The 17375-nt window shown below is 39.0% G+C and carries 19 protein-coding genes; 9 read left to right on the forward strand and 10 right to left on the reverse strand.

Translation table 11 applies throughout. The annotated features are described in order from the left end of the window. Nucleotides 1-2 precede the first annotated feature (2 nt). Nucleotides 3-2432 carry a zinc-dependent metalloprotease gene (locus tag I6F40_RS01870; RefSeq protein WP_166376455.1) on the reverse strand — a complete coding sequence of 810 codons (2430 nt, stop codon included), beginning with the start codon at nt 2430-2432 and terminating at the stop codon, nt 3-5. A gap of 154 nt (nt 2433-2586) precedes the next feature. Here I6F40_RS01870 and I6F40_RS01875 point away from each other — a divergent pair, with 154 nt between their 5' ends. Beyond that, nucleotides 2587-3555 (forward strand): class 1 fructose-bisphosphatase, encoded by a 969-nt coding sequence (locus I6F40_RS01875; RefSeq protein ID WP_166376454.1) that lies wholly within the window; start codon nt 2587-2589, stop codon nt 3553-3555. A gap of 95 nt (nt 3556-3650) precedes the next feature. On the opposite strand, the gene I6F40_RS01880 is transcribed toward I6F40_RS01875, so the two are convergent. Beyond that, nucleotides 3651-3977: a hypothetical protein gene (locus I6F40_RS01880; RefSeq protein WP_007581969.1), complete on the reverse strand. Its 327-nt coding sequence runs from the start codon at nt 3975-3977 to the stop codon at nt 3651-3653. Nucleotides 3978-4020: 43 nt separating this feature from the next. Here I6F40_RS01880 and I6F40_RS01885 point away from each other — a divergent pair, with 43 nt between their 5' ends. Beyond that, nucleotides 4021-4380, forward strand: a complete 360-nt coding sequence (locus I6F40_RS01885; protein ID WP_166376453.1) for a DUF5522 domain-containing protein — start codon at nt 4021-4023, stop codon at nt 4378-4380. Nucleotides 4381-4541: 161 nt separating this feature from the next. Here the strand turns inward: I6F40_RS01885 and I6F40_RS01890 are convergent, their stop codons facing one another. After that, a complete protein-coding gene (locus I6F40_RS01890; protein WP_166376452.1) occupies nt 4542-5375 on the reverse strand; it encodes a sulfurtransferase in 834 nt (277 codons plus the stop codon). A 70-nt stretch (nt 5376-5445) separates the two neighbouring features. On the opposite strand from I6F40_RS01890, the gene I6F40_RS01895 reads away from it, so the two are divergent. Genes I6F40_RS01895 through I6F40_RS01905 form a run of 3 tightly spaced genes read left to right on the forward strand, consistent with a single transcriptional unit; the run spans nt 5446 to nt 6418 of the window. Next, complete coding sequence (locus I6F40_RS01895) at nt 5446-5685, forward strand: glycosyltransferase family 9 protein (protein WP_166376451.1); 240 nt, start codon at nt 5446-5448, stop codon at nt 5683-5685. A gap of 29 nt (nt 5686-5714) precedes the next feature. Further along, a complete protein-coding gene (locus I6F40_RS19870; RefSeq protein WP_166376450.1) occupies nt 5715-5978 on the forward strand; it encodes a glycosyltransferase family 9 protein in 264 nt (87 codons plus the stop codon). 59 nt (nt 5979-6037) lie between these two features. Continuing rightward, a complete protein-coding gene (locus tag I6F40_RS01905; protein WP_331460294.1) occupies nt 6038-6418 on the forward strand; it encodes a glycosyltransferase family 9 protein in 381 nt (126 codons plus the stop codon). Here I6F40_RS01905 and I6F40_RS01910 read toward each other — a convergent pair. The 5 genes from I6F40_RS01910 to I6F40_RS01930 form a co-directional block, all read right to left on the reverse strand. Next, entirely contained in the window at nt 6405-6824 is a 420-nt protein-coding gene (locus I6F40_RS01910; protein WP_166376449.1) for a group I truncated hemoglobin, read from the reverse strand. The genes I6F40_RS01905 and I6F40_RS01910 overlap by 14 nt on opposite strands. Continuing rightward, on the reverse strand, nt 6824-7657 hold the full coding sequence (locus tag I6F40_RS01915) for a DUF3034 family protein (protein ID WP_166376448.1): 834 nt from the start codon (nt 7655-7657) through the stop codon (nt 6824-6826). The genes I6F40_RS01910 and I6F40_RS01915 overlap by 1 nt, the downstream gene beginning before the upstream one ends. Then, nucleotides 7644-9959 carry a bifunctional diguanylate cyclase/phosphodiesterase gene (locus I6F40_RS01920; RefSeq protein WP_166376447.1) on the reverse strand — a complete coding sequence of 772 codons (2316 nt, stop codon included), beginning with the start codon at nt 9957-9959 and terminating at the stop codon, nt 7644-7646. The genes I6F40_RS01915 and I6F40_RS01920 overlap by 14 nt, the downstream gene beginning before the upstream one ends. Next, nucleotides 9952-10614: a methylamine utilization protein gene (locus I6F40_RS01925; protein WP_166376446.1), complete on the reverse strand. Its 663-nt coding sequence runs from the start codon at nt 10612-10614 to the stop codon at nt 9952-9954. The genes I6F40_RS01920 and I6F40_RS01925 overlap by 8 nt, the downstream gene beginning before the upstream one ends. Before the next feature lie 122 nt (nt 10615-10736). Continuing rightward, nucleotides 10737-11840, reverse strand: a complete 1104-nt coding sequence (locus tag I6F40_RS01930) for a phosphoribosylaminoimidazolesuccinocarboxamide synthase (RefSeq protein WP_197192422.1) — start codon at nt 11838-11840, stop codon at nt 10737-10739. A gap of 178 nt (nt 11841-12018) precedes the next feature. On the opposite strand from I6F40_RS01930, the gene I6F40_RS01935 reads away from it, so the two are divergent. From I6F40_RS01935 to I6F40_RS01950, 4 genes are read left to right on the forward strand one after another with little or no spacing between them, the layout of a single operon-like run. Next, nucleotides 12019-13092 (forward strand): CDP-glycerol glycerophosphotransferase family protein, encoded by a 1074-nt coding sequence (locus I6F40_RS01935; protein ID WP_197192423.1) that lies wholly within the window; start codon nt 12019-12021, stop codon nt 13090-13092. A gap of 9 nt (nt 13093-13101) precedes the next feature. Then, on the forward strand, nt 13102-13800 hold the full coding sequence (locus I6F40_RS01940; RefSeq protein ID WP_166376444.1) for an ABC transporter ATP-binding protein: 699 nt from the start codon (nt 13102-13104) through the stop codon (nt 13798-13800). Next, nucleotides 13797-15068, forward strand: coding sequence for an ABC transporter permease (locus I6F40_RS01945; protein WP_166376443.1), 1272 nt, complete (start codon nt 13797-13799; stop codon nt 15066-15068). Before I6F40_RS01940 ends, I6F40_RS01945 begins: the two co-directional genes overlap by 4 nt. Nucleotides 15069-15082: 14 nt before the next feature. Further along, nucleotides 15083-15583, forward strand: a complete 501-nt coding sequence (locus I6F40_RS01950; protein WP_007581943.1) for a DUF3299 domain-containing protein — start codon at nt 15083-15085, stop codon at nt 15581-15583. 359 nt (nt 15584-15942) lie between these two features. Here I6F40_RS01950 and mutM read toward each other — a convergent pair whose 3' ends face one another. Both mutM and I6F40_RS01960 read right to left on the reverse strand, forming a co-directional pair. After that, entirely contained in the window at nt 15943-16752 is an 810-nt protein-coding gene (gene mutM, locus I6F40_RS01955; RefSeq protein ID WP_007581941.1) for a bifunctional DNA-formamidopyrimidine glycosylase/DNA-(apurinic or apyrimidinic site) lyase, read from the reverse strand. Then, the gene (locus I6F40_RS01960) at nt 16752-17267 is read right to left on the reverse strand and encodes a hypothetical protein (protein WP_166376442.1); all 516 of its coding nucleotides are present in this window, start codon (nt 17265-17267) and stop codon (nt 16752-16754) included. The genes mutM and I6F40_RS01960 overlap by 1 nt, the downstream gene beginning before the upstream one ends. Between the last annotated feature and the right edge of the window lie 108 nt (nt 17268-17375).

Raw genomic sequence — 17375 nt, forward strand, 5'->3', positions numbered from 1 at the left:
TTCTAAATTGGTGAGCCCGGTGGGATTGGCAGCACTTTAAAGTTATTTGGCCATTGCCCTTTAATTAAAAACTGATTTACTTGCTCAGCTAAATATTGTTTAAACGCACTCTCGCCAGTACTTGTATGGCTCAGCATTGAGTTTTGGTTAAAGTCTTCACTCAACTTAACTAGGTAGTAACGTAACTGCGCTTGCACTTCAGGGCTTGCACTATCGCTTGCTACTAAATCAGCCATAGCTTTTGCTGTTAAAAATTGCACGCGCTGAGTGATTTTACCTATCATTGTATTAGGTGATGACACGTTAAACACTTGGCTATATAGCTCCTCAAGTAACTCATCTAAACTATAAAAGTCATTACTACGCGCTTGTTGCTGCGCTAAGCGATTTAAACGCTGTGCATTTAATAAAAGCGACAAGCTGTGCTGCACTGCAACCTCGGGTAATGCCATTGCATCGAGCGTTAACCCTGTGCGTCCAACTATGCTCTCGCGCGATTTAGACTCGCCATATGCTTTTGGCGGAATTAGCGATAACACAGATTCAGGAAGTAATAAGTTACTTGGCTTAAGCGTTGCAAAAATAGCGTTTACTGCTTCTTGCTGTGTTTTTTTATTAACGACTTGTGCGCCTTTTACGGGTGAGTCACCGCGTGTTTCGTATTCGTAATCAACACCGGCTATAAGTTTCACTGCAGCCTCAACCTGAAAACGGTGAAACAGATAAAGCGGAACTAGTTTTTCTTCTAATTGCGATAATGAGTCGCCCGTTTTAATATTATTAATACCAAACTGCGAAAGCGCTTTTTTACGTACGTCGAGTACTCTTAAAAGCTCCTGCGAAGGATTAGTGCCGTTATCCCATAAATGAGCTGTTGGATGCGCGCCACCTTTAGCACGAGCATCACTATCTGATATAAACTCAAGGCCTTTGGCTTTGTTCTCTTTTAAAATAGCAGCAAGTTCTGCGCTTTCATCTTGGTTAGTAAAATCGCTATAGCCATATTTAATTACTTGGGTATCCCACACGCCCATGCCTGTTGCATAGCCGAGCGTTACATCAAGCTTACCTTGTTCATTAAAACTAAGTAGCGGATGTGGGTAATCCATTACTGAGGCTCTATCCCCTACCGATGCTGCAAAGTTATGAGAAATACCTAACGTGTGGCCAATTTCATGTGCGCTTAATTGGCGAATACGATCAAGCGCCATTGCTTGCAAGTTTTTAGCAACTTCATTGCCTTTTAAATAAGGAGCAGCGAGTGCTTCGGCTATTAAAATATCTTGGCGAACACGCAATGAGCCAAGTGTTACGTGCCCTTTAAGTATTTCACCTGTACGTGGGTCGATTACCGAACTACCGTATGACCAACCACGCGTTGCACGGTGTACCCATTGAATGACGTTGTAACGAATATCCATAGGGTCGGCGCTACTTGGCAGCACTTTTACTATAAATGCATTTTTATATCCTGCAGCAGTAAATGCATCGTTCCACCACTTTCCACCTTCAAGCAAAGCGCTTTTAACGGGCTCTGGAACGCCAGGATCAAGGTAATAAACAATTGGTTTAACAGGCTCACTAATAGGTAAGCTTGAATCCTTTTTAGTTAAACGATGGCGCGGTATATAACGCACGTACATAGAGTCACCAAGCGGCGCTGCGTAATCTTTATGTTCTATACTCCAAAAACCTGATTGCGGATTAAACTTACGGGGCGTGTAGTTATCATCTGGTAATTGAATAAGTGAATGATGCATATGAACAGTAAGCGCATAAGGGTCGGCACTTACTTGGCGAACAAATTCACCTGGTTTTGTGCCTTTAAATGTAAGTACGGCTTCAAGCTCGGTGTTTTTTACAAATGCTTTTGAGCGATTCATATAAACGGCGCTACGTGACTCATCAAGGCTAAAGTTACCTTGCTTACGCGCCGCAAGCGTTCGGCTTACGCCGTGTACATCACTTAATAAATAAGGCGTGTAATCAATAAGTGCTGTGGCTTTATCTTCTGCGACCACTTTAAAACCAGCAAGTATACTTGATGCAAACGCCTCTTTAATACTTTGCTGTTCAGCCTTATTACTTGTATTAGCACGATAGTAAGTATTTACAGCACGTAGCATTACTTTGTCACCAAAACGCTCAAACTGCACAAGGTGAGTATTACCAAGCTGACCTCTATCAAGACCTATGTCGTTAGAGCCAATACCGTAAGGCAAGCTTTGCTGCAGTAAAAATTGCTGTTCAAACTTATCAACTTTTAAATATACTTTTCCGTTTTGGGTATCGTAAAAAAACGAATAATAGCCCGGAAAATGATTCATTTGCGTAGTAAATTCATCAATTGACTTAATTGCTGCGTGCGCTTGAGTTATGATAGAGCACAGCACAGTAAAGAATATGTAACTTAGTAGTGGTATTTTTTTCATAATCTTATCTTTGTTATTTGTGTTTTAAGTACGATTAGGTGGTCCCATTATAGGGGGCTATTTAAACAATACAGTTATTTAAGACGAATTTCAGCGCTCTAAGCTAATCTCTCTCACATTATGATTGGTTTTAACACGTTATCAGGAAAATAGAATGCGTAGACTCCCTCCAGTATTACTTGAAGATGGTTGTTCAAGAGAACTTTTATCATTAATTCGAACAATTTTAGCGGCATGTAAAGAAATTTCGTTTCGCGTTGGTCAAGGCGCGCTTTCTGGCGTATTAGGCTCAACCCTTGATGAAAACATTCAAGGTGAAACTCAAAAAAAGCTCGATGTATTATCTAATCAGCTGTTAAAAGATATTTTACTGGAGTCTGGCACGGTTAAAGCAATCGCCTCCGAGGAAGAAGACTACACGGTAGCAGGTAACCCAGACGCAAAATTTATAGTGGCATTTGACCCATTGGATGGCTCGTCAAATACCGATATTAACTCGCTTGTCGGTACTATATTTTCTATTATGGAAGCGCCTGAGGGCTCTGACGCTGCTGATGAAAGCATTTTTATGCAACCAGGTCACAAGCAAGTTGCAGCAGGTTATGTACTTTACGGCCCGTCAACTATGCTGGCGCTTACTACAGGTAAAGGCACGCGCATGTTTACCCTTGATAAAACACAAGGCAGCTTTTTACTTACACAAGATTTTGCCGAAATCCCTGCTGATACAAACGAATTTGCCATTAATACGTCTAACCAACGCCATTGGCAACCAGCGATGCAAAACTATATCAATGATTTGCTAGCAGGCGATACAGGCCCGCGCGCTAAAAACTTTAATATGCGCTGGATTGCAGCAATGGTGGGCGATGTGCATCGTGTACTTAGCCGTGGTGGTTTATTTACTTACCCTACTGACACTAAAGATCCTAAAAAGCCAAATAAATTACGCCTACTTTACGAAGCAAACCCAATGGCTATGCTAGTAGAGCAAGCTGGCGGTATTGCTTCAACAGGTACCGAGCGTATTATGGATATTCAGCCTGATGCAATCCACCAGCGAGTAGCCGTTATTTTAGGTTCTAAAAACGAAGTCGAAACGTGCTTGGGATATCATAAATAATCGCTTAAAACGATTGTCTTCAATTTAAAAAACCGCATTCAATTGAAGTGCGGTTTTTTTGTAGGTGAGGTTTTACACCTCGCTTTTTAAACAAATCAAATTTTTACTAACGCAACTATTTGAGCAAGCTTTTGATGATTAAGCTCTCCCATTTGCTCGCTATTACTGAGCGCATAAATAAAACCTTCATGCTCTGCACAATCAATGTCATCTCGCGATTCAATTACGTTTGCCCAAAGCTCTAAATCATCTAAGTCTATTTCGTTACTTAAACAGCGCTTAAGAACATCAATTAAAACCTCGGTTGAGAGAGTATAATGAGTTTTATTGCTATCAGCAGGGCTTGAAACGATAACCGATATAGCTTCGTCCCTTTGCTCACCAAATGTAATAAATTCAGCTAATGCTTTTTGTGTATTCATAATATTTGTTATTCTTGGCTCACTGTTACTAAAAAGAATTATAATGACTGAACTTAACTGCACTCAATGCCACAGTACTCTAACGTGTAATGTAGACGATATATCAGTGTGTTGGTGCAATGAGCTGCCGGCCATTTTACCGCTTGATATCACAGCAACAAGTTGTTTATGCCGCAAGTGCACGCTTAATAAAATAAATACTTTTTTAAAGGGGGTTTATACACAACCTATTAAAACTCAAATAGACTTTGCAAAACAATTTAGAGGTAACGACAATTTAATTGAAGGGCTCGACTACACCATGCAAAGTGGTTACATGATATTTAGTAAGTGGTTTTTTTTAAAGCGTGGTTCGTGCTGCAAAAATGGTTGTAAAAATTGCCCTTATGGTTTTAGAAAGTAAAAACTATTTAATACAAATACGAGCAAACATTGGTTTTTACCTTCTCATTTTCTTCTCTTTTATTTCTCCTTGTGAGTAATATTTTTAATATGCAATTATTCACAAAGAGGTTTAGAAGCGCTGCGCTTTTAACGTGAGCAAGCTTTACATATCCAACACGTCTACTTTTCTCCCGTGGCGATGGGCAATGAATCACTTGCGCCCCACTCACTCCACGAGCCATCAAAAACACTTAAATTACTGTAACCACACTCGGTAGCAAATAACGCTAAAACACAGGCTGTAATACCTGAGCCACAGCTAAATTGTAGCTGCTGCGCATCACCGACCACGTCATTAAATATCGCTTTAATTTCAGTAAGTGGTTTTGCTTCACCTTTATTAAGTAAATCCATAAAAGGTGACGAGCGACTATTTGGGATATGCCCGCTACGCATACCTTTTCGGGGTTCACTTTCTTCGCCTGTAAAACGCTTATAAGCACGTGCATCTAGCAACACAATGTTAGACTCATCGATTGCGTCAACCACTTGTTGGCTATTAATAAAATACTCAGAATTATAGTTTGCCGTAAAATCACCTTTACCTGACGCTTTGCTATAACCTTGTTGTATGGCGTAACCGCTCTCTAACCACGTCTTAAGGCCACCACTGAGTACTTTAACATTGTGATGCCCCATAGCTTTAAACATCCACCACGCTCTTGCTGCGCTAAATAAACCGCCATCTTCGTATACAACTATAAACGAGTCGTTATTTACACCTGCATTTTGCATCACGTGGGTAAACTGCTGCTCGCTGCATACCGTACTTGGTAAGGGATTTGATCTATCGGCCAATTCGTTTTTTATGTCAAAACGTTTAGCGTTAGGCAGCATTGCTTGCGGCGAATAAGTACCCAAAACACCTGGGCGCAACATACCTGCATCAAATATCACTAATGCAGGATTATTAAGTTGCTCGTGTAATTGCTGACAGCTAATTAGGTTTTTCATTAATTATATCCAAGAAATACATAATATTTAAAAACTCCAAAGAATTGAGTTAATATTATTAATAATTTAATTGAGAAAACATATTAATTATGACACGGCTAATAAAAAAATAACTGGCGCCATTTTAGTCATTCAGCCAAAGTTTATCGGTGATGCCATCAATAATATGACTGCTACATCACTATTAAGAGAGCTTTATCCTAACAATAAAATAATTGTACTAGTTAAGACCCTTTTAGCACCTATATTCGAACGTGATGATCGTTTAAATTTAACGGTGATGGTAGATGAACGTTATGATAAAAAATAAAAGAGCACAACGTTCAACTCGCAGTAATTATGAGAAGTGCATTTTCTGAGGCCTTGCTATGCACTTTAGCAAATATCAAATACAAAATTGGCTACAAAAAGAATGGACGCTCTTGGCTACTAAGTCATAAATATAAGCTAAATAATAGTCATCACTACATAAATAGGTATTGCCGGCTAGTAAATGAACCCCACGGCCAACCATATATTTTTAGTAAAAAGAGTGAGTTAATTAAAGCTAATCACAGCAAACCTGTAATTGCTGTTTATTATGGTGGCTTGGTAAAAATGTAGGCATTATCCATACCCTCAAGCATTTAGCTCTTATAAATCAAATATCGCCATCTCACTTTATACTTGTAGGAGACAATCAAGAGACATCAGAAAACGCTAAAATATCACAAGACTTAAGCGATAAGAATATTGATTTTCAAGATCTAACAGGCAAAACAAATTTAACCGAACTGGTCGACATAATTTCCAGCGTAGATTTATTGATTACCATTGATTCTGGTGCAATGCATATAGCAGCGGCAACAAAAACAGCATTCGTTGCCGTAGTTGGTTTAGGAACTTCACCTTGGAGTATTGTAGAACCTAAGTGCGAGAACAAAATATTTCTAGTTGCCAATGGCAATAGTTTAAATGATGCTGAAATAATTAAAGAAATTTCACCAGAAAAAAAAGTTGAAACTGTATTTTCTTTACTAAAAAATAAAATTACATTTTTATAATTTCACCACGAAGTGGCGCCATTCTAGAAAGAATATCGTTTTGTAAGCTATGACTAATGTTTTGCTCATTCATTGCATTTATAAGCAAATCAACAACATGATTAAAATCTCTCTCTGTAATATGCATACCGGTATGAATTGCCACCATAGAGTCGCCATCGTATGTACATGGGCCTTCTACTAGCATGCACATATGAGTAATAAACCCTTGGCGAAAGTACGCTATATTGCTATGTTCAAAGTAATGAATTATCTGCTCGTCATTACCTATTTGATAGATAAAGCTATCAACAATTCTGCCTATCCCCGCTTTACCATCCAGCTTTTGATAAAGCGATAATTGCGTTGAGCTAGCACAACTGCAAAGCAACCCCACGCATACTATAAAAATACCAACGCTTTTCATTACCAATACCCTGTTACCGATAAATACCAACCTGTTTGATCGTCAGCCCCTGCAATGCTTCCTAAATCAAGGTAAGCCGCTGTCACACTTACGTACTTATTAGGCATCCATGCTACAAATAAGTCTTTCCAATCTTGTTCGCCTAAGTTTAAGTTATTTGACTTTTGACGATACTCAACACCTACGGCTACTTCACGACTAAAAAATATAGCTGTGCTGCCTTCAAATAGCGCTTTACTACGACCATTTTCTCCACCGTAGCCAAGCAAACCAAGTTGATTAGCTTCGCTGTATCGTGTAGTTACGTTCCAAAACCAGTTATAGCCAGCAATAGCCCCTAAATGTAATTTACTAGCAGCGAGGTAGTAGTCAGTGCCGCTAGTATCTTCTGCGCCTACAAATGTTGCAATACTGCCATCATCCAGTGATTTATGCTGAATACCTAAGCTAAGTTGTGGCCAATCACTGTAAACAATATCGCCGTATAAACGTATTTTAGCACCTGTAATTGATTGCTCTATTTCAGCATCAAGTGCTGGTACATCAAAGCGCTGTTGGGCATAACTAAGTTCAACACGATTAAATAAATTAAGTTGTGCACCACATACGTCAAGTGTGTAGTCGGTTACATCTGCGCGGCTACAAAAGCCATTTACCGAAAATTCATCATCACTTGCGTACCCAGCAAGTTGTGCCCACGGTACAATACCACCGCCGCCACTGCCTTCAATTTGAGAAACTCCCGGCGTAGCTAGCAGTTTTCCATTGCTTGCAATGCTCGGTACACTAATTATTAAAAACAAACTTGCTAATAAGTATTTAATTTTTTTCATAGTATTCCTCCAGCCATTCTTCTAATAGTTCTGCTTTTAAAGGCCTACTTAAGTAATAGCCTTGTGCATGGTCGCACTGCATACCTCTAAGTAAATTTAATGAGCCAAGTGTTTCAACCCCCTCAGCTACAACCGAGAAACCTAGCTGATGCCCCAACGTAATTGATGATTGCACTATAAATTGATCTTTTTGCGATTCATCAAGTTTTAGGATAAAGCACTTATCTAGCTTAAGCTCATCAATAGGTAACATTTTTAATCGACCCAGTGATGTTTGCCCTACACCATAATCATCTAATGATATTTTAACGCCAATTGCCTTTAGGTTTTCGAGCGCTTTAATACCTTTTTCTTCGTTTTCGATCATATCGCGCTCAGTAAGCTCAATAGTGATCAGCTTAGGGTCTACTTTGTACTTTTTAAGCGTACGAACTAATGCAGCATGAAAACCCAGAAATGCGATATCTTGCGCTGAAACATTTATTGCAGCCTGCAAGTTTATATTTTTAGATTGCCAGTCGGCTACTTGCGAAACTACGGTTCTAACTACCCACGCAGTTAATTCAACAATAAGCCCAGACTGCTCAGCTAAATCAATAAACAACTCTGGGTTAACCCAGCTACCATCTTTTCGTTGCCAACGAATAAGCGACTCAACTTTATCTATTTTTTTCGTTTTTAAATGTAATTTTGGTTGATAAGTCATAAACAACTGACCATCATCATCACTAATAGCCTGCTTTAGCTCATCAAGCATTATTAAGCGCTCTAAGTGCGCTTCGTCTTCGCCATTTTGATAGTAATGCATACTTTCTTGAGCAGTAGCTGCACTTTCTATAGCAATTAGTACACGGCGCATTAAATCATCACTTGCAATACCTTGCGTAGGATACTGTACAATGCCTGCACTAAAGCGTAAGTTAATTTTTAGTTTTTGAATGGTGTAGCACGCTTGTAATTGCGCCATTAATCCAACAATACCGCTTTTTTGCTCACGCGCTGCCGCCGTCGGAAACACAGTTAAAAACTCATCGCCACCAATACGAGCATGAAAGCCTCCTAACTCATCCGAAAACTCACTTATTCTGCAAGCAACCGCCTTTAGGCAATCATCACCAATGCGTGGACCGAGCTTATCGTTTATATGGCGAAGACCCTTTATGTCTATTGCAACGAGTGTGTACTCGGATGATGAATCTAACTCATCATCAAGCACCTCAAGCATTGCTGAGCGGTTATAAAAGCCTGTGAGGGAGTCGTGCTGAGCCTGAAAGCTAATTTGTTGCTCGCGCTGATTAATATCATTACCCATGCTATCAAACGCTGCGACTAGCGTGTCTATTTCGGTACTTTGCCTTCGCCCTTTAAATTCAAATGCATAATTACCTTGTGCAAACTGCCTTGCTATTACAGCTAATTGAGTAAGTGGTGTAGTTAAATTATTTGCAAATATGCTGCTCGTAATAACACCTACAAACATAGTTAAAATAGCTAAAATAATAAGTGTAAAAAGAAGTTTTTCGAAGTCACTATAACTTTGTGTTAAATCGGCACTCAGTAAAATAATTATAGGATGGGTCAACAACGATGGTAAATCTATATCTCGGTTACGATACACCAAATACTCCCCAAAAAACCGCGATATGGTTACGGTACTAAAATAGCTAACAGGTTCAAATTGCTCAGGGCGATTAGCTAATGAGCTAATAACAATATCGTCAGCGCTACCTATAAAGCTCACATCCATACCTGTTAAGCTTTTTAGTTCATGGGCTACATTGTCATCAATTTTAAAACCCACCAAACTATAGGCCACTGTACGTGGTGCTCTCACAGGTAATAAAATAATTTGGTAAAGCTCGTTATTAAGCACCACAAAACTAGACTCTTCTGGCGCACTTAAAAGCTCTTCCATTAACGGCTTTAAGTTATGTGCAAAAGCGTCTTCGTCAGTATTGGCGGAAATTAGCTTACCCGATAAATCAAGTAGCAGCATTAATTCGGCATCAATACGCTGACTATGATTAAACAACACACTGCTTATTGTCCCGGCATCTCGGGTTGCTACAGCTTGCTTAAAACCAAAATCGGAGGTGAGTACTTTTGCTGCGGTTAGTAGTAGGCTTTCTTTTGATTTCAAATATTGCTTATAAACATTTTGCGCTACGGTAATGTCTTGATTTACTTTTTCTTCTTGAAACTTACTCGTAGACCACCAAAAACTAAACAAGCTGACCATAGTGGTTAATAACACTAAGCCAACACATAAAATGGTTATGCGATTTCGTAAACTATTAGTCATTACCAGCCTTAAACTTACTACCAAAGGTATTTCTAGGTGCAGGGGTCGATGTATTTACTGTTATCTGTAACTGTTTTTGAGAATTAATTGTTATCATTTTTTTATTCTCCAATGGCGCTGTTTGTAAAGGGTGCCACACACTCACTTGTGCAGGCAGTATATTAATAGGCAAACTTACATAGCCTTTTTTATCTGTTTTATACACGGATTCACTACTCGCTACATAGATATAGCCAACCATAGAGTCATGAATATTACACCCTAAAACAACAACCCCTTGTTGCTCAAACGTAATGGGCTCTTTTGGTTGCCCTGAATATAATCTTAGTTGAAAAGGCTTAGCTTGTGAAAAAGAATAAACATGATGGCGAATATTATCGCTGTTAGGAAAGTTAACTTTTTGACCCTGTTGTACAACTAATAATTCGGGTAAAAACTGCTTATGGACTTGATCCATTATAGCAATGGGCAAATTTGATGGTGTGGCTTGTTTGTCAGCAATATTAAGCTCAACCACTGCACCTGATAACTTTTGGCCGTGTTGATCTTCTATTACTAATTCAATATTCGCACTTAAAGCAAACTGACTAAAAAACAAACCTATAGCTAAAAAGCAATGACTTTTAGCAAACTTTTGAAATGCCCGTTCAAACATAACAACACCTAAATATTAATGTTAGGTTAAGTTAATTAGAGACGAGCACTAATTGCAAGAATTATAGCCCAGTAACTAAAAATAAAGATTTAGTTACTGGTTTTATTAGCACTTAAGTGCTGTTATTTAACAATTAATCCGTAATCGTTATCTAAAATATTAATGACGTCTTGACGAGGATCTTCTGGGATTACAATATCTTTACCCACAATTTTACTCGCTATACCAACATAGGTATTTGACACTTCAAGCATTACTGATTCTGGTAAAATATAATCTTTTGCTAATTGCTCACGCTCACTCATGCGATCTTTATTTAATAATACGTCGCTCTCTGGCACATTATTAATAAGTAATTGGCGAAAACCTTCTTTAGAATTTTCAACAATTTTACCGTTTTTGTATGCAGCTTCATCCCAAATACGTGACGAATCAGGCGTGCCTACTTCATCAATATATATAAGCTGTTGCGCGCCATTTAAATCCTCTACATAACCAAACTCAAATTTTGTATCTACAAAAATTTGGTTAAGCTTCGCTAATTCATCACTAATTAATTTAAAACCTTCAACTAACAGTTTTTCGTATTTGGTTACGTCATCTGCCGATTTAAAGTTAAATACGTTTAAGTTATTAGTAATGTTAGCGCGAGTAATATTTACATCATCAACTGGCGGAATATCAGCAACGCCTTCAATAATACCTTTTGTTGATGGCGTAATTAAAACGTTATCAAGCTTTTGGTTCGCTTTTAAACCCTCTGGTAAATCTATACCACAAAAGTTACGTATGCCTTTAGCGTAATCGCGCCACATGCTACCCGTAATATATTGGCGAGCAATTGCCTCTACTTTTACTGTACTGGCTTTGCGTACAATCCACACATACGGATGCGGAATATCAACAATATGATTACCCGCAAGGCCTGCTTTATCAAATAACTTAAACCAATGGGCTGCCACTGAGTTTAATGCTATACCTTTACCTGGTACGCCATTTAAACCATTTTCGCCTTGCCAAATGCAATCAAATGCAGAAATTCGGTCTGAAATAACCATAATCGCAAGCTCAGTACCTGTCGGTACTTGGTAGCCTTTGTCTTTAATTAGTCGAGCGCTGTCTTCATCAGTTAACCAATAAACTGAACGAACTTTACCGCTGTGTACTTCACCTTTGGTACGAATGGGTAAATCATCGTTTACGTCTAAAACTTTATAGCTAGTCATGCTATCTCCGGGGTTAGGGATGCTCTTTGAGCAAAGTATGGTATGGGGTTATATGGGCTGTATAATAATCTAGCCAACCTCAAAGCTCAATCGGATGCTTAAAACAAATAAAGGCATATATTTATAAGCGAGTCGCAATGGGGTAAACTTAATGTGCCAACCAGCCTGAGGAGATAGCTTGAACTACTTAACTGCCACTAAAAATAAAAAATACTTGATGTATATCTCTCAAAATTATTCGTACGCTATCTTGAGGCCTATTCAGGCTGCAGTACTAGCTAATGGTGGCGAAGTGCGCTGGTTTTTACAAGGCACAGACGTAAACCCAAGCTTTTTACAAAGCCACGAGAAACAGCTTAATTCGATTGAAGAGATTCACGAATGGAAACCCGATGCAACGTTTGCACCGGCTAATTTAATACCCACTTTTTTCCCTGGTATCAAAGTAGGTGTGTTTCATGGCTTTGATGCAGGTAAGCTAGATAAAAAAGGGAATAACGATCACCTTAAAGCTAGGGGTTGTTTCGACCTGTATTGTACACAAGGCCCAAATACAACAATCCCATTTAAAGCCTTACAAAGAAAACTAGGCTATTTCAAGGTAACAGAAACTGGCTGGCCTCCTCTTGACCGATTATTTGATGGCATCACCGAAACGCCTTATACAAATAAATCAGACACCCGACCAACCTTATTAATCTGCTCTACATTTTCAAAGCGACTATCGCTTGCACCAAAGCTATATGAGCAAATAAAACATTTTAGTGAAACCGGGAAATGGCGAATTTTAATGCAATTTCATCCAAAAATGCCAACTGAATTGGTGAGCAAATATAAGGCATTAAGCAATCAAAATTTAACGTTTATTGAGACCGACGACGTAGTCCCTTTATTAAAATCAGCCGATGTTATGTTATGCGATACATCATCAGTACTTTTAATGTTTTTAGTCCAACGAAAACCTGTGGTCACCTTTTGTAATAATGCTCCTGAGGAACACCTACTTAATGTAACAGACCCTAATAAAGTTGAAGAAGCCTTAGAGCAGGCTTTCACGTACCCTAAAACACTTATGAAAAACATTGAAAACTATTGCCAAGAGCTTCATCCATATACTGATCGGCAGTCGAGTGAACGCGTAGTTGCTGCAACAAATGAGTTTTTATTAAGTGAAGATAAACTAAAACCTAAGCCACTTAATGTAATAAGAAACTTTAAAATGCGTAAAAAGCTTAATTATTGGAAATGGTAAAATAAAGTAATGATCAACCTAAAAAACGTAACTTTTAAGTGGCATAAAAGCGATAGCTCACTCACGCTCAACATAAAAGAGTTAGTTATCGAAAAAGGTGAGCATATTTTTTTACACGGTCCTAGTGGCTCAGGTAAATCGACATTGTTAGCGATTCTTGCTGGTATTAATACAGCCACCAGCGGTGAGGTATCAATTTTAGACCAAAACCTAACTACATTAAGCAATATTACCCGTGATGTTTTTAGAGCGGATCACATTGGCTACATTTTTCAAAACTTTAACCTGCTTCCTTATTTAACTCCTATTGAAAATATAACGCTTGGGTGTGAGTTTTCAAAAAGCCGAAAACAAAAAATATTAAAGCAATCGTTAAATAAAAACTCTGCCCTACAAAAAGAAGCGATACGGTTATTAAATGCTTTAGGCCTTACTGCGCAGTATCACCATAAAGATGTAGCGACATTGAGTATTGGACAGCAACAGCGCGTTGCTGCAGCTCGCGCATTTATAGGCAGCCCTGAATTAATAATTGCTGATGAGCCCACATCTGCACTCGATACAAATAACCGTGAAAGCTTTATAAACCTACTGTTTGAGCAGGCAAAGCTATCTAATAGTACGCTGGTATTTGTGAGCCACGATGAAACACTAAAGCCTTTATTTGACCGCTCCATTGACCTTATAAGCTTGCAGGAACAAGTATGATTCTCGCTAAACTTGCTTACAAAAGCTTATTAAACCGCCGCGCAAGTGTACTGCTTACATTATTTACTATCGCAATTAGTGTAATGCTACTTTTAAGTATTGAACGTGTACGAATTGATGCTAAAAGTAGTTTTAGTAATACTATTTCGGGCACTGATTTAATTGTTGGTGCGCGTACCGGCGACATACAGTTGCTGCTTTCGTCAGTATTTAGAATTGGCCATACTAATAACGGCGTAAGCTGGAAAAGTTATGAATACATAACAAGTCAGCGAGGCGTAAAATGGAGCATACCTATAAGCCTAGGCGACAGCCATAAAGGCCAAGCGGTACTAGGCACAACACTTGATTACTTTAGCCATTATCGCTTTGCAAAAAAACAAAATTTAACCTTTAACAAAGGCCACCCTTTTGCTGCAATTAACGAAGTGGTGCTAGGTAGTGAAGTTGCAAATAAATTAGGTTATAAACTTAACGACTCTATTGTTATATCGCACGGTATGGGTAATACCAGTTTTCATCATCATGACGATAACCCATTTAAAGTCGTTGGTATTTTAAACCCTACTGGCACGCCTGTTGATAAAACGCTGCATATTCCTTTGGCTGCAATCGATTTAATTCACGGCGGTAAAGCTAGCCTTGAGCATGAGCATGAGCATGAGCATGAGCATGAGCATGAGCATGAAGAACATAACAACCTAGTTGGGCATCCAAAACAAATTACGGCATTTTTAATGGGATTTAATTCGCCTTTATACACACTACAAATTAGGCGTAATATAAATCAATATAAGCCAGAAGCCTTGCTTGGGATTATGCCAACCGTAACACTTAAAGAGTTATGGGAAATGCTCGCCATAGTAGAAAAAATACTTTTGCTATTCTCAGCTGTTGTCGTGTTAATTAGCCTACTTGGCATGCTAACGACATTGCTCGCAAACCTGAGTCAGCGTCGTCGCGAACTTGCTATATTACGTTCGGTAGGCGCTCGCCCTTGGCATTTATTTACACTTATAAGTATTGAGTCACTACTGACCACTTTACTTGGTTGCCTAGCAGGAAGTATGCTTTACTATTTAGCTATTTTTTCAGCCTGCGGTTACTTACAAAGCCATGCCGGTATAAGCGTAAATATCACAATACTCTCTTACTATGAACTGGGCTTAATCGGCGTTATTATGGCAGCCGGTTTTATTATTGGCTTAATACCCGCTACTCGCGCTTATTTTTATTCACTCAGCGATGGTATGAGTATAAAAGCATAATTTTTAGGGATTTTATGACATTTTTTAAAACAGCTTTTCAGTACATTGCTGCTATTGGCTTATTATTTATAAGCGTAGCGAGTTATGCTAATCCACCAAAAGAAATTTTTTGGGAAGACTTAATCCCTAAAAACCATGTGCAAATAGACACGCAAGCACAAGCTAACCACGAAGGTAGCGATCAAAACTGGGTACAACCCGATTTGGATGCTCCAGTAGTAAAAGCGCTTGATGGTCAATCGGTGAGTTTGCCTGGTTTCGTTGTGCCGCTTGAGGGCGATAGCGAAGTAATTACCGAGTTTTTACTCGTTCCTTATTTTGGCGCCTGTATACATGTACCGCCGCCTCCACCAAATCAAATAGTCCATGTAACGATTAAAGGTGGCGTGCCAATAGATAGCCTATACGACGCAATTGTTGTAACTGGAATAATAAGTACTGAAACATGGTCGGGCGAAATAGCGCAGGTAGGATATAAAATGAAAGCGGTCGGTGTAGCACCGTTCGAGCTTTAAAATAAAGGACCAGCTTTTAAAGCTGGCCCTTAAATATCATTAAATTTAGAATCGATAAAATTTAAATAACTGAATATTCAAATAACTAGGGCGTGTTGATCTTTGTGGATTGAAATTTGTTCAATCTAGGGGCGATTTAATCGCGGCGCGAGGTTTGTAACCTAGCGGGCTAAGTAAAAATCGAGCAACAAAGAGTTAATCGCCCCTAGAAAGAACCCAAAGGGCAGCGCATGTTTGGCATTTATGCTGTGTTATCGCCAATTTATGGGGAATAACCACATTACATAGGCTCTGCCTTGCCTAAATACCAAACAGTCTGCTGCAAAATCAATCACGAAAGGTCAACACGCCCTGGATAACTACTTTTGGCAATTTGAGCAAAAAATAGTACTACGCTGCCCCAATCTAATTTCTTCCAATTCGTTTTCGCACGTCATACATGGCTTGCCTTTGCGCCCATATACCAATAACTCTTGAGCAAAATACCCAGGCTTACCATCACTTTGTGCAAAGTCTTTAAGCGTTGTACCACCTTGCATAATAGCTGCAGCAAGCGTGTCTTTTATAATAGGGATAAGTGCTTGATAACGTTTGAGCGATACTTTTCCCGCTTCTCGCTTTGGATGTATACCCGCTTTAAATAACGATTCATTCGCGTAAATATTACCAACACCAACCACCACTGCGTTATCCATAATAAATTGCTTTACGGGTACTTTTTTATTGCGCGACTGTTCGTACACGCGTTTAGCAAAAAAGTCATCGGTAAGCGGCTCAGGACCAAGCTTAGAGAGTAGCTTATGCACTTCACCTGGCTCTTGCCATAAGCAGCAACCAAAGCGACGAGGATCGTTTAAGCGCAGTGCTTTACCGTTGCCAAAAATAAACTCTACATGGTCATGCTTTTTAAGCGGCTCACTTTTATCTACAACACGTAAATTACCTGACATACCCAAATGTAAAATAGTGCTCCCAAGCTCACAGTGTAAAAGTAAGTATTTAGCTCGTCGTTCAATACTAGTAACAATTAGCCCTTCAAGTTGATACACGTCATCTGGCACAGGCCAGCGCATACTGGCATTGTAAATATTTACCTTTGTGACAACTTGGTTTTGTACGTGGGGAGTGATGCCCATTCGGCTCACTTCTACCTCTGGTAATTCAGGCATTAATTAGACTCACTTTGTGAAAAATCAAAACTAGGAAATAACTGCTGTGCAGTTTTTAAATCGAGTGCGAGTATTCGTTGGCTACTCTTTTCGAGTAAGTAATATTGCCCATCGCCTTTATAAAGCAAATAAACCCAAGGTAAACTCTCACCAGCCAACTCAAATGTAGCAACATATAAAGGCGCATTATGATTAAAAACAACAGATTCGTTAACGCCCATTAACTGTGCGCTTTGCCATTGGTTAATTAAATCACTAAGTTGCTGCTCAGATGCTTGCCACACAAGCGGTATGTCTTTTTGTAGTGGGGTTGTACGCCAGCTTGTTCCTATTCGCTCAATTTTTTGATCAACAAATTGCAGTGTCAGTACAAAACTTTGCTGGGGGAGTACGGCTTGTAATGTTGGTTTATCCTCCCCTCCCAAAAGTTGCTTATGCCAGCCATTTAAGAAGAAGATCATAATCAACATCGAAAATATTATAACGTTGTTCCAACCTTTACGGCCCAGTCGCATATTAATACACCTAGTAAATTCAAGATTTTAAAGTGTAACTAAAACTTAATTGCGCTGTCTATATGTTAAAGGCCGCAGACTTTGTTAGAATATCGGCAAATTTAAAGG

Source organism: Pseudoalteromonas sp. SWXJ133 (assembly GCF_015864365.1).
GTDB classification, from domain to species: domain Bacteria; phylum Pseudomonadota; class Gammaproteobacteria; order Enterobacterales; family Alteromonadaceae; genus Pseudoalteromonas; species Pseudoalteromonas arctica.

Excerpts from the sequence above, each read along its gene's own strand:
- I6F40_RS01945 (WP_166376443.1), top strand. The coding sequence starts at position 13,797 with ATGATTCTCGCTAAACTTGCTTACAAAAGCTTATTAAACCGCCGCGCA.
- I6F40_RS01875 (WP_166376454.1), top strand. The coding sequence starts at position 2,587 with ATGCGTAGACTCCCTCCAGTATTACTTGAAGATGGTTGTTCAAGAGAA.
- I6F40_RS01880 (WP_007581969.1), bottom strand. The coding sequence starts at position 3,977 with ATGAATACACAAAAAGCATTAGCTGAATTTATTACATTTGGTGAGCAA.
- mutM (WP_007581941.1), bottom strand. The coding sequence starts at position 16,752 with ATGCCTGAATTACCAGAGGTAGAAGTGAGCCGAATGGGCATCACTCCC.
- I6F40_RS01885 (WP_166376453.1), top strand. The coding sequence starts at position 4,021 with ATGACTGAACTTAACTGCACTCAATGCCACAGTACTCTAACGTGTAAT.
- I6F40_RS01960 (WP_166376442.1), bottom strand. The coding sequence starts at position 17,267 with ATGCGACTGGGCCGTAAAGGTTGGAACAACGTTATAATATTTTCGATG.
- I6F40_RS01890 (WP_166376452.1), bottom strand. The coding sequence starts at position 5,375 with ATGAAAAACCTAATTAGCTGTCAGCAATTACACGAGCAACTTAATAAT.
- I6F40_RS01925 (WP_166376446.1), bottom strand. The coding sequence starts at position 10,614 with ATGTTTGAACGGGCATTTCAAAAGTTTGCTAAAAGTCATTGCTTTTTA.
- I6F40_RS01940 (WP_166376444.1), top strand. The coding sequence starts at position 13,102 with ATGATCAACCTAAAAAACGTAACTTTTAAGTGGCATAAAAGCGATAGC.
- I6F40_RS01910 (WP_166376449.1), bottom strand. The coding sequence starts at position 6,824 with ATGAAAAGCGTTGGTATTTTTATAGTATGCGTGGGGTTGCTTTGCAGT.
- I6F40_RS01930 (WP_197192422.1), bottom strand. The coding sequence starts at position 11,840 with ATGACTAGCTATAAAGTTTTAGACGTAAACGATGATTTACCCATTCGT.
- I6F40_RS01870 (WP_166376455.1), bottom strand. The coding sequence starts at position 2,432 with ATGAAAAAAATACCACTACTAAGTTACATATTCTTTACTGTGCTGTGC.
- I6F40_RS19870 (WP_166376450.1), top strand. The coding sequence starts at position 5,715 with ATGAGAAGTGCATTTTCTGAGGCCTTGCTATGCACTTTAGCAAATATC.
- I6F40_RS01920 (WP_166376447.1), bottom strand. The coding sequence starts at position 9,959 with ATGACTAATAGTTTACGAAATCGCATAACCATTTTATGTGTTGGCTTA.
- I6F40_RS01950 (WP_007581943.1), top strand. The coding sequence starts at position 15,083 with ATGACATTTTTTAAAACAGCTTTTCAGTACATTGCTGCTATTGGCTTA.
- I6F40_RS01915 (WP_166376448.1), bottom strand. The coding sequence starts at position 7,657 with ATGAAAAAAATTAAATACTTATTAGCAAGTTTGTTTTTAATAATTAGT.